The following is an 11,808-nucleotide window of genomic DNA, read 5'->3' on the forward strand; positions in this document are numbered from 1 at the left end:
GGTAGACCGTCCGTGCGATGCTGTCAACACCTAGGGCATGCGTCAACCGCAAGTGATGGGAGCACCATCGCTAGCGGTCCCGATTCATCTCCGGCGCCACCTGCTTACTATCTGCCGCCCGCATCGATTCTTCGCCACAGGACCGACCGGCCGCCCGTGGACAAGCTGCGATCTCCTCGAGTCAAGTCTCTTGATGTGGCGTAGACCTGGTTATGCGGTGATGGCCGTGACGGGGAACAGTGCGCGCTCGCGCCGTAGCCCGCCGTATTGCACACTTCTCCTCAGAGTCCGATCTCACAATCCGCACGATTCCGCGGTTCTACTGAGACCGCCAGCAGCCATGAGTCGCCTCCGGTGTGCAACGAGGTGCCCGTTGCACACTGGAGCCACACCACCCAACTCCAAGCCAACCGACAATTCCGCATAATACCAACGAAAACTCAGTATCGGGTGGGTTCACCCCAACGACTATTGCGTGCAAGAACACCCGCCAATCCAGTCGCAGCGCACCCACACCGCCTCCGCTACCCACGATTGAGTTCGCCTACGCCGGGCGCCCCAGCAGAGCTCGGGCCGTGGACGCCCGCGTGCAGATCTCTCCCGGCGTCGCCCTGCTTCCGACTCCCGGGCAGGCGGTGTGGGCGCAGCAGCGCGAGGTTGGCCTGGCCCGCTGTGTCGCTGCCGTTCACTCAGCCAGATCCGCGGTCGTACTCACCCATGAGGCCGCGGCACTCGTACACGGCCTTTGGCTGCGTCGCGGCGAAACCGATATTCGCATCGCGGTACCTACGAATCCCAAGCGTGCCCGACAACCGTTGGCTCCCATCGACTTCGCGGATGCGAGCCTTCCACACCCTTCCGGGGCGGGTCGTGCCGTCAGTCTGAGACGCCGTCGCTCCCGCCTGCAGCCCGAAGATGTGGAGGTGGTCAACGGGCTACCGGTCACGACCCTGCTGAGAACGGCGGTCGACTGTGCCTTCGACCTGCCTGCGCGCGAGTCGATCACGATCGTCGATTCAGCCATGCGGGCGCTGTGCCGCCCCGACCGCTTCGACCCGGAGCAGGCGAGGGCTCGGTGGGAGCGTATTCGCCCCCGATTGCTGGCGGCGGTTGAGGCCGAAGGACCACGGCGGGGAGCGGTGCGCGCCCGCGCCGTCGTCGCCATGGCGAGCCCCTTCTCGGAGTCACCCGGTGAAAGCCTGACGCGGCGGCTGGTCGTGGCGCTCGGGTTGCCGTCACCGGAGCTGCAGCACGAAGTCACACTGGATGCAGGCCGCGGCCAGCGCTTCCTCGATCTCGCCTGGCCGAATCTGCGGCTGGCGATCGAGTTCGACGGCCGCAGCAAATACGGCGTCAACAACGACGTCTGGGAGGAGAAGCTCCGTCAGGACGCCATCGGCGCCATGGGCTGATCGTTCATGCGGGTGACGTACGCAGACCTCAATGACGAGGCCCGACTGACGTCGAGAGTAATGGAGCACATGCCGCCAAGCGTGACGCTGCATGCCCGCCGCGTTCCCGGCCTGTGGGAGTAGTGCGGCTCGAGTTTCAACCACGGCGAACACCCGCACGGGTGAAGGTCGATCTCGGGACGAAAAGGACGTGTTCGCCCGTTCAGGGTCGCGCCCGGGATGAGGACGACGTGCTCGAACGTCCAGGCTGGGTCGTTCTGAGGCTGCGACAGCGCTCTCGAGCCGAAGGGGACGCGTTCGCCCGTCCAGGGTCGTCCTCGGGTCTGCCGGGTCGCCTTCGACGCGCGCTTCGGACACCGCTTGCCGGGCTGCCGCCAACCAGGAGGCCCGCGGAGCGACCCACGTCGCCGCCATCGAGCCTCATTGCCCCCATTGACTCGGACCCTCCCCGCAATTAACCTTTGAGTCGTTTCAACGCCCGCCCCTCGTCACCGCAGACGGAGCCACACCGTGTCAACGCAGACAACACCAGCACCTCACGCACCGCAGCAGCCCGCCACCGCGTCCCAGCCCCCGTCTCCCGCGGCACCGGGTCCACTCCCCGAGGTCTCAGTCTCCAAGCCCGACGGCGTCCTCCCGTCTGCCCGGCCCGCCGTCCCCGAGCCCGCCATCACCGCTGCCGCCCTGCCCGACCCCGTCGGCGAACTGGCCGCCCCCACTCACCTCAAGTTCGAGCAATACCTCCCCGGGGATGTCCTGGGCGGTGCCGCTCCCGCGCCGCGCCTGTCCTGGGAGATCGCCACCGCACCCGCCGGCTGGACCCCCACCGACGCCGAGGTCGAACTCACCCGCACCGACCCGGCCGGCGTCCCGATCGCCGCCCCTGAAACTCTTCCCCTGGCCACCGCCGACGGCGTCCTGACCGACTGGCCCGCCGCACCGCTCACCTCCCGCGAGCGCGCGGTGGTGCGGGTGCGCGTGACCGGCAGCGTCGCCGTAGCCGCCTCCGCCACCGCACCCTCGACCGCGGTGCCCGCCACCACCGAATGGTCCGAGCCGGTTGTCTACGAGGCCGGCCTGCTGGATGCCGCCGACTGGGAGGCGCTGCCCGTCGGCCCCGCCTGGCCGGAGAACCCCGAGAGCGACCGCCGCCCGCCGCGCGTGCGCCACGAGTTCACGGTCGACCGCCCGGTGGTGGCCGCCCGCGCCTACGTCAGCGCCCACGGCCTGATCCGCGCCGAGCTCGACGGCGGCCGCGTCGGCACCGACGAGCTGGTGCCCGGCTGGACCGTATACGGGCAGCGCCTGGTGGCCCGCGCCTACGACGTCACCGCTCAACTGCTGGACTCCTCCCCCGCCGGCGACGGCGTCGGCCGCCACGCGCTCGGCGCTCAGCTGGCCGACGGCTGGTACCGCGGACACATCGGCTTCGACGGCGGCTACCGCAACCTGTATGGCGACGACGTCGCCGCCATCATCCAGCTCGAGCTCACCCACGCAGACGGCACCCGCACCACGGTCGCCACCGGCCCGGACTGGCGGGCGGGCGCCGGCGAGATCCTGTTCACCGGCCTGTACGAGGGCGAGACGGTGGACGCTCGTCTGACCACTCCGGGCTGGTCGGCCCCCGGGTTCGACGACGCCGAATGGTCGCCGGTGGCCGTGGGCGCCTCGGACGCCGAGCAGCTGATCATGCCGCTGGATGCCCCGGTGCGCGCGCAGGAGACGCTGCTTCCGGTAGCGGTCACGGTGCAGGAGCGGCAGGCGATGTCGATCGGGGAGGCGGAGATCGAGACCGCCCCGGAGCGCGTGCTGATCGACTTCGGGCAGAACCTGTCCGGCCGCCTGCGCATCCGCGTGACCGGCCCGGCGGGCACCACCATCACCCTGCGGCACGCCGAGGTGCTGGAGGACGGCCGACTGGGTACGCGCCCGCTGCGCGGTGCCGCCGCCACCGACCGCTTCACGCTGGCCGGCGACGGCGTGGAGGAGTGGGAGCCCGCCTTCACCATCCACGGTTTCCGCTACGCGGACGTGGCCGGCTGGCCGGGTGGGGCGGCGGCCGCCAAGCGGGACATTGAGGCCGGGGCGATCACCGCCGTCGTCGTGCACACCTCCATGGAGCGGCTGGGCGCCTTCGACTGCTCGGACGCGCGCGTGAACCGCCTGCACGAGAACTCGCGGTGGTCCATGCGGGACAACTTCGTCGCCCTGCCCACCGACTGCCCGCAGCGCGACGAGCGCCTGGGCTGGACCGGCGACATCCAGGCCTTCGCCCCCACCGCGGCCTTCCACTACGGCTGCACCGGGCTGCTGTCCTCATGGCTGGCGGACCTGGCGATCGAGCAGGCCGCGCACGGCACCGTCACCTGGTACGTGCCCGTGATTTCGGGCGGACTCTGGACCCCGCCGCGGCCGGCAGCCGTGTGGGGCGACGCCGCCACCGTGGTGCCGTGGGAGCTGTTCCGGGCCACCGGCGACCGCGGCCTGCTGGCCCAGCAGTACGACTCCGCCAAGGCCTGGGTGGATCTGGTGGACTCCCTGTCCGCGGACGATCACGTGTGGGACTCCGGCATGCAGCTGGGCGACTGGTTGGACCCCTCCGCCCCGCCGGACAACCCCATGCAGGCGATGACCGACCCCTACCTGGTGGCCACCGCCTTCTTCGCCCAGTCGGCCCGGATCGTCGCCCGCTGGGCGGCCGTCCTCGACAAGAACGACGACGCCGCTCACTACACCGCCCTGGCGGACGCGATCGGGGAGGGCTTCCGCGCCCGCTTCACCGACGGCGCCGGGCACATGACCTCCGACACGCAGACCGCCTACGCCCTGGCGATCACCTTCGACCTGACCGGTTCGGAGGAGCACCGCCAGGTTGCCGGGGACCGGCTGGCCGAGCTGGTGGAGGCCTCCGGCGGGCACGTGTCCACCGGCTTCGCGGGCACGCCCGTACTCACCGGGGCGTTGACGGCGACCGGTCACGTCGACGCCGCCTACCGGCTGCTGCTGACGACGACGTGCCCGAGCTGGCTGTACACGGTCACCATGGGGGCCACCACCACCTGGGAGCGTTGGGACTCCATGCTGCCGGACGGGACCATCAACCCCGGCGACATGACCAGCTTCAACCACTACGCCCTGGGGGCGGTCGCGGCCTGGCTGCAGCGCGCCGTCGCAGGCCTGGCGCCGGCCGAGCCCGGCTACCGGGTGATCGAGGTGGCGCCGGCACCGGGCGGGGGCCTGACCCACGCCGAGTCCGTGCACCGCACCCCCTACGGCTGGGCGGCCTCCTCCTGGCGGCTGGTGGACGAGTCCGGCCGCGAGGTCACGCCGCAGGCGGCCGCCGCCGGCGAGGGCCGCCTGGAACTCGACGTCGTCGTCCCGGTCGGGGCGCGGGCGCGGGTGACCCTGCCGGGACGCGAGGGGGAGCCGCCCCTCGAGCTGTCTCACGGCCGCCACCACCTGGTGGCCTGAGCAAACATCCACACGAGAACAAAGGAGTTCCCATGTCCCAACCATCCACGGTCCCGCAGGTGGGCAAGGACCCAAATATCCAGGAGCCCACCCGCCCCGGCACCTCCATGAAGTACCTGGGCGGGCGCCCGTTCTACCAGTACCTGTTCGCCTACACGATCGCGGGCATGTTCCTGTTCTCGTGCTACTCCGCCATTCCCGGCATTCTGCTGCCCAACCAGGTGCAGATGGTGGAGTTCCAGGCGTTCTTCGGCGACTATCCGCACGTCACCTCAGAGGTGCTCCAGCAGCTCGCCTCCGGCACCTACACCGGGGCGGACGCCGCCGAGCTGACGGACATCTACAACCATTACGACGGCGCCCGCGCGAGTGCCATGTCCGTGGTCAGCGCCATCGGCTCCCTCTTCACCATGTTCGCCCAGCCGATCGTCGGGGTCATCTCCGACCGGTGGCGCTCGCGCTGGGGACGGCGCTCCTTCTGGATCTGCGCCGGCGGGTTCGTGGGCGCCCTGCTCATGATCGGACTGCGCTACTCCAGCACCATCCTACTGATCACCATATTCTGGGTGGTGGCCCAGGTGGCCCTGAACTTCATGCAGGCGCCGCTGGTCACCACCATCGCCGACCGTACTCCGGAGAACCGTCTGGCGACGGTCTCCGCCTTCTCCGGAATCGGCACCATGATCGGCGGCCTGGCGGGTTCACTGGTCGCTGGCAACGCCTTCAACGCGATGGGCCTGGACGCCTACTACATCTTCGCGATTCTGGTGGCCTTCGGCGCCGCCTGCTTCGTACTGCTGGCCAAGGACCGCTCCTCCAAGGACCTGGAACTGCCGCGCTTTGACGTCAAGACCTTCATCATCGGCTTCACCATCGCCCTGCGCGACCGCGACTACCGCTGGGTGTGGTTCGCCCGGCTGCTCATGTTCCTCGGCTACACCTCCTCCACCACCTTCAACCTGTACGTCCTCCAGTCCTATGTGCGCCCGGCCCTGACCCAGGCAGAGGCAAATGCCATGGTCCCCATCCTGAGCCTGGTGGCCATGCCCGGCATGATCATCATGATGCTCGTCTCCGGACGGCTGTCGGACAAGCTGGGGCGCCGCAAGCCCTTTGTCATCTACTCCTCCTTCGCGCTCATGGCACTGTATGCGCTGCCCGCCGTCTGGCCCACGGTTGCGAGCCTGCTGATCATGTCGGCCCTGTCCGGCTTCGCCTTCGGCGCCTTCATGACCGTGGACCAGGCCCTGTTCATCGATGTCCTGCCGGACCCGGAGGCCGCGGGCCGCGACCTGGGTGTGGCCAACGCGGCCACGAACATCGGGCAGATGCTGGCCCCCGTGATCGCCGGCCAGCTGGTAGCCCGCATCGCCGGCGCCGCCGGGTACCGCATGATCTACGTCTTCGCCATGGTCATGCTGCTGCTGGCGGCACTTGCCATCTACCCGGTCAAGAAGGTCAAGTGACATGCCCGCCGACCAGCCGACTCCCGACGCGCCCAGTCCCGTCGCCCACCCCGCTTCCACGCCGGTGGCCGTCCCCGAGCCCGGCCCTGGCCCGGTGGTCACGGCCCCCTGCGGGGCGGTGCGCGGGGTCTGGCGGCGGATCATCTCGGCCACCGGCTCCCCCGCCCGCTTCAGCCGCTCCGCCGTCTTCTACGGGATTCCCTTCGCCGAGCCGCCGACCGGCCCACGCCGCTTCCTGGCGCCGGTGCGCCGCGGACGCTGGGAGGGCGTGCGGGACGCCTCCCGCCCCGGTCCCACCCCGCAGCGGCGTCCCTTCGGGGAGACCACCGCCATCCCCGAGCCGTCCATCCCCGGGGACGACGTCCTCGCGGTGAGCGTCTTCACCTCCGCACCCGGGGACGCGGACGCCCGCCTGCCGGTGCTCGTGTGGATTCACGGCGGCGGCTTCTACGCGGGCAGCCCGGCCAGCCCCTTCTACGACGGGGCCGCCTTCAACCGCGACGGCGTGGTCACCGTGTCCATCTCCTACCGGCTGGGCTTCGACGGCTTCGGCTGGATCCCCGACTCCGACGCCCCGGTCAACCGCGGCGTGCTGGACCAGATCCTCGCCCTGGAGTGGGTGCGGGACAATATCGCCGCCTTCGGCGGGGACCCGGAGCGGATCACCGTCGGCGGGCAGAGCGCCGGTGGTGCCAGCGCCCTGGTGCTACTGGCGTCCCCGCGCGCCCGCGGCCTGCTGCACGGCGTGATCTGCGAGTCGGGCGGCACGACGGCGGCGACCACCGCCGACGCCCGCGTGATCGGGGAGCGGGCCGCCCAGATCGCCGGCATCACCCCGGGCCTGGCGGGCTGGCGCTCCGTGTCGGAGGAACGGGTGCTGGACGTCTCGGAGCAGCTCGGCCGGGAGTTCCCGCTGTTCGACGTCTCCGCCGACCTGTCGCGCTTCATCCGCCCGCCCCGGGCCATCTCCCGCACCTTCATGCCGGTGGTAGACGGGGACATCATCCCCGCCGCCACCCTGGACGCGGCGACCGCGGCAGCGGATGTGCCGGTCCTGTGCGGCGGAGTGCGCCACGAACTCACCCCCATTGGCCGGGCCCTGAGCGGGGAGATGGCCGGGCGTGGCGCCGCGGAGCTGTTGGCCGAGGCCGGCATGCGCCCGGAGCGGATCACGCAGCTGACCGCCACCTACCCGGAACTGGCCGGCGACGAGGAGCTGCTGGTGGGCCAGGTGGTCTCCAACGGCCTGTTCCGCCTGCCGGTACTTCAGTGGGTGCGGCGGCGCGGCGCCGACCCGGTCGCGGCCGACCGCACCTGGGTGTACGACTTCTCCTGGTGCTCGGCCCTGCCCGCGCCGGCGGGCGGCCTGTCCACCCACTGCATGGAGGTGCCCTTCGTCTTCGACTGTCTGGCCCACCCGCACGCCGACGGCGTCCAGGGTTCACCACGCCCGCAGTCACTGGCCGATGTCATGCACGCCGACTGGGTGCGCTTCATCCGCGACGGCGCACCGGGCTGGGCGCCCTGGGCACGGGCCGGCACCGGACGCCGCTACGGCGGCCCGGCCGCCCCCGCCGGCGCCGTCGACGAGGTCGTTTATCCCCTGGAGCTGGCCATGCTGGCCGACGCCGAATCCGCGCAATAGGAGCCCGCATCATGTCCGACAACAGTCAAGCCGCCGCGCAGCCGGACCGGACCCCGGTACGGCCATCGCCGTCGCCCGGTGGCCCGGCGCCCGAACCGGCCGGCAACATCCCCGCCTCCGTGCGCGCCGCCCTGAAGCTGCCTGCGGCAGACGGCCCCGCCTCCCACGCCATCCATGAGGTGCTGGAGCTCCCCATGCCGGACGGGACCGTGCTGCGTGCCGACGTCGTTCGCCCCGCCGACGACGGCGCCCACCCGGTGCTGCTGACCCGGTGCCCCTACTTCGGGGCCTGGCGGCCCATGGTGGCCGAGGTGTCCGGCGCTGACCCGGCCACGCCCGGCCTCATGGCGGGCGTGCTGGGCATGCAGGCCGCTGTAAGCCTGGACCGGGCCATCGCCGAGGGCTTCGCAGTGGTCGCCCAGGCCTGCCGCAGCACGGACATCTCCGACGGTGACTTCCGCTTCTACTTCGACGAGGCCGCGGACGGCACCGCCACGCGCGCGGCGCTGGCCGCCCTGCCCTGGTGCGACGGCCGGGTGCTCACCTTCGGCAACTCCTACCTGACCACCACCCAGTTCACCGCCGCCCTGGCCGGCACCGAGCACCTGGCCGCCATGACCGCCTGGGTGTCTCCCTCCACCTATGACGACGACCTGGCCATGCGCGGCGGCGTGCTGCTGGAGGGGCCGTCGTATGAGTGGGCGCGCCAGCAGGTGCGCACCGGGCTTTGGCGCGACGGGCGCCCGGACGCCCCACAGGAGACACTGCCCGAGCCGGTTCAGGCCTTCGCGCCCTACCTGGAACGGGTCGGGATCGCACAGGCCGCGCAGGACCTGGCTACGGCGCACCGGGCCGGCGGGCACGTGGTCGACTGGGTGCGCCACCCCCTGCACGACGCCTACTGGGAGCGGCTCGTCTACCCGGTGGACGGGCTGGCTGACCTGGCGGTGCCGACGCTGCACGTGTCCGGCTGGTACGACCTGTTCCAGGGCGGCACCCTGCGCAACTTCACGGCCATGGCCGCAGGCGCCGCCGCGCGGGGCCGTCCCGGAGACGTGCGCCTGGTGGTCGGCCCCTGGACGCACCTGGCCTTCGACGGGCATCTGGCCGGGCGTGACTTCCCCGGCGGCGGCACCGACGACGTCGGCCTGGGGGAACTGAGCCTGGACTTCTGGAAGGCGGCCCTCGGGGATGAGCAGGCGGCGGCGCGCCTGCCGGAGGACCCCGTGCGCGTCTATGTCATGGGGGCGGATCGGTGGATCGACCTGCCCGCCTGGCCCGCCCCCGACGCCGTCGAGCAGGCCTGGCGCCTGGGCGCGGGCGGGGTGCTGCACGCTCCCGACGGCCAGGCGGAGCGGGACGACGCCTCAGCGGCCGACGCCACCGCGGACGCGGCCGGCATGCCGGGCGCCAGCGGATACGAGGTGCCGGACACGCATGCGACCGCGAGTTCCGCGGCGGGCTGGACCGCCTGGGTGCACGACCCGGCCGAGCCGGTGCCCACCGCGGGCGGCCAGATGCTCATGGGTCCGCCGGAGAATGCCGGCCCGCACGACCAGCGCAGTATCGAGGCGCGCGACGACGTAGCGGTGTTCACCGGCGCGCCGTTGGAGGAGCCGGTGACGCTGCTCGGCCCGGTGCGGCTGCACGCCTGGGTGGCGGCGGACGCCGTCGACGCCCACCTGCACGCGGCCCTGACCGAGGTGAGCCCGGACGGCACCTCCACCCTGCTGACCGACGGCGTGCTGCGGCTCAGCGCCCGCGCCGGGGCCGAGCGCCGCGACCCGCTCACCCCCGGAGAACCCGTGGAGGTGGAGGTGGACATGTGGTCCACCGGCGTGCACCTGCCCGCCGGGCACCGCCTGCGCGTGCGCCTGGCGGGCTCCAACTGGCCGCGCTACAGCGTGGCCGACCCGGCGGGCGGGGCCCCGGTGACCATGCGGGTGCTGCACGACGCCGCCCACCCCAGCGCCGTCGTTGTATCCAGCGTGAGCCTGGACGACCACCCCGCAGTCGTCCGTTACGGCGCCTGACCCGCTCTTCCCCGCGTCTCAGCCGACCTCCAGTACCACGCGCTGGTAGCGGGTCAGCGGCGGCGTACCGGTGTCGGTGCCCTCCACTATCAGGTGGATGGCCTGGCCGGGGCGCGCCTCGGCGGGCACGGTCACGACGGCGGTGCCGGCGCCGTCGTCCCGGATGCGCGGCGGCGTCGGGCACGGGTTGGGCCCGGCCTCCGGGTAGGCCCACCAGCGCAGCAGCACGTGATCGTCGTCGGGGTCGGTGGCCGTGGCGGTCAGGGTGACCACCTCGCCGGGGCGCACGTGCCGCACCAGCCCACTGCCGCCGTCGGCGTGCTCGACGACGACGGCCGGCGGATGGTTGGCGTCCTCGTAGCGGGGCGTCACCGACCAGGCCAGGCGGGCGGCGAACTCGTTCTGCAGGGCCCGCCACCAGCGGGTCATGTGGTACTCGGGCGGGGTGGTGCCGTCGGCGGCGCGGTCGACCACCTGCTGGGGGTAGTCGGGCTGCGGCAGGCCCGGCAGGTCGAAACGCATGTCGGAGGTGAGCGTGTCGGGCAACTTCGGGTGCGGCACCTGGCGGCCGCCCCAGCCGCCGAAGGTGGCGTCCTCCCAGGAGTGCAGGCCGTTGGGGATCAGCAGGGTGAAGTTGGAGGTGTCGCCCTCGGAGATGAAGGCGCCGGCCTCCTGCACCGGGCACCACACCTGATAGCCCTCCTCGCGCAGCTGCGCCTCGGTCTTGCCGGCCTGGCCGAAGTAGTCCTCGGGGTCGAAGTCGGCGGCCATGCGCCGCCCGTCGCCCCACACCCGGTAGGCGGCCCCCAGCGGGCCCCGGGCACTGACGTACTCGCGCGTCCACTGCGCACCGACGAGTTCGAGGTCGGCGGGGAGCAGCACGTCCCGAGTGGTGTACCCCCAGGTGAGGGTGGCGACCTCACGGTGCTCCAAGCCGGGCCAGTGCGGGCGGATATAGCCCTGCAGGGTCGAGTCCTGCTCCCCGAAGGAGGACAGCACCACCCGGTCCAGTACCCGCTGCTTGAGTACCGGCCAGTCCTCCCGGCCGCCAAGCTCCTCCTCCAGGGTGCGCAGGGCGCGGGCGAAGGTGGAGATGCCGCCCCAGGCCTGGATGAACAGGGGGCGGGCGGCGTCCAGCAGGGCACCGCCCTCGCCCGTGGCGCCGTCCGGGGTCAGCGCAATGTCCCGCAGCAGGTCCGCGATGAGCGTGGAGCCTGGGGTGACCTCGTCCATCTCCCCCTCGGCGGTGATATTGCCCATGCGCACCAGTGAGCGCAGGAAGGCGGCGGTGGGGAAGCGGGGGTCGTGCACGCGCAGGGTGTCCTCCACCTGCGCGTAGGCGTCGATGGCCTCGTCGATGTGGAGCCTGGCGCCGGGCGCGGGCCAGCGGTGAGGTGCGATGCCGCGGGCGGGGTCGCCGGTGTAGTGGAACTTGCTGCCCGCATACACCAGGCCGCACAGGTCGATCTCGGCGGAGTGGGTGAGCAGGCGGATCATGGAGTTCAGGTCGTCCAACTCGGGGTCGGTGGTGACCACGACGCGGGGCCAGTCGGTCCGTGGGAAGGCTTCCTTGCGCATGGCCCCAGCGTGCCACATGCGGGCGGGCATGGTGCGCGACGGCGTCTGAACGACTCATTAGGCCGCCCGGCGGTTGTCGGCACCGATATGCGTCTGTGCTCGAAGTTACACTGAACCCGCCTTCTCCGGCACCTTCTCCCGGAACACCCAGTGTCCTTGCGAGTTATCGGCGTGAACGTGTTGCTAAAGATCGGGATTTT

General features: G+C 71.6%; 6 protein-coding genes. 5 read left to right on the forward strand and 1 reads right to left on the reverse strand.

Annotation, left to right across the window (positions count from 1 at the left end):
• Positions 1–587 precede the first annotated feature (587 nt).
• The 5 genes from C3B71_RS15990 (at position 588) to C3B71_RS13110 (ending at position 10,030) form a co-directional block, all read left to right on the forward strand.
• Entirely contained in the window at positions 588–1,412 is an 825-nt protein-coding gene (locus tag C3B71_RS15990) for a hypothetical protein (protein ID WP_146752408.1), read from the forward strand.
• Between the two features lie 510 nt (positions 1,413–1,922).
• Positions 1,923–4,886, forward strand: a complete 2,964-nt coding sequence (locus C3B71_RS13095) for an alpha-L-rhamnosidase (protein WP_108968627.1) — start codon at positions 1,923–1,925, stop codon at positions 4,884–4,886.
• Between the two features lie 32 nt (positions 4,887–4,918).
• Positions 4,919–6,352 (forward strand): MFS transporter, encoded by a 1,434-nt coding sequence (locus tag C3B71_RS13100; protein ID WP_108968629.1) that lies wholly within the window; start codon positions 4,919–4,921, stop codon positions 6,350–6,352.
• 1 nt (position 6,353) lies between these two features.
• Entirely contained in the window at positions 6,354–7,997 is a 1,644-nt protein-coding gene (locus C3B71_RS13105) for a carboxylesterase/lipase family protein (protein ID WP_108968631.1), read from the forward strand.
• Between the two features lie 11 nt (positions 7,998–8,008).
• A complete protein-coding gene (locus C3B71_RS13110) occupies positions 8,009–10,030 on the forward strand; it encodes a CocE/NonD family hydrolase (protein WP_108968633.1) in 2,022 nt (673 codons plus the stop codon).
• An 18-nt stretch (positions 10,031–10,048) separates the two neighbouring features.
• Here the strand turns inward: C3B71_RS13110 and C3B71_RS13115 are convergent, their stop codons facing one another.
• Positions 10,049–11,608 (reverse strand): DUF1593 domain-containing protein, encoded by a 1,560-nt coding sequence (locus tag C3B71_RS13115; RefSeq protein WP_108969949.1) that lies wholly within the window; start codon positions 11,606–11,608, stop codon positions 10,049–10,051.
• Positions 11,609–11,808 lie beyond the last annotated feature (200 nt).

The organism is Actinomyces sp. Z16 (genome assembly GCF_003111765.1).
In the GTDB taxonomy this organism is placed as follows: domain Bacteria; phylum Actinomycetota; class Actinomycetes; order Actinomycetales; family Actinomycetaceae; genus Actinomyces; species Actinomyces glycerinitolerans.

What these genes read in the sequence shown, in the direction of transcription:
- C3B71_RS13110 (WP_108968633.1), top strand. Translation starts at nt 8,009, where the DNA reads ATGTCCGACAACAGTCAAGCCGCCGCGCAGCCGGACCGGACCCCGGTA.
- C3B71_RS13100 (WP_108968629.1), top strand. Translation starts at nt 4,919, where the DNA reads ATGTCCCAACCATCCACGGTCCCGCAGGTGGGCAAGGACCCAAATATC.
- C3B71_RS13115 (WP_108969949.1), bottom strand. Translation starts at nt 11,608, where the DNA reads ATGCGCAAGGAAGCCTTCCCACGGACCGACTGGCCCCGCGTCGTGGTC.
- C3B71_RS13105 (WP_108968631.1), top strand. Translation starts at nt 6,354, where the DNA reads ATGCCCGCCGACCAGCCGACTCCCGACGCGCCCAGTCCCGTCGCCCAC.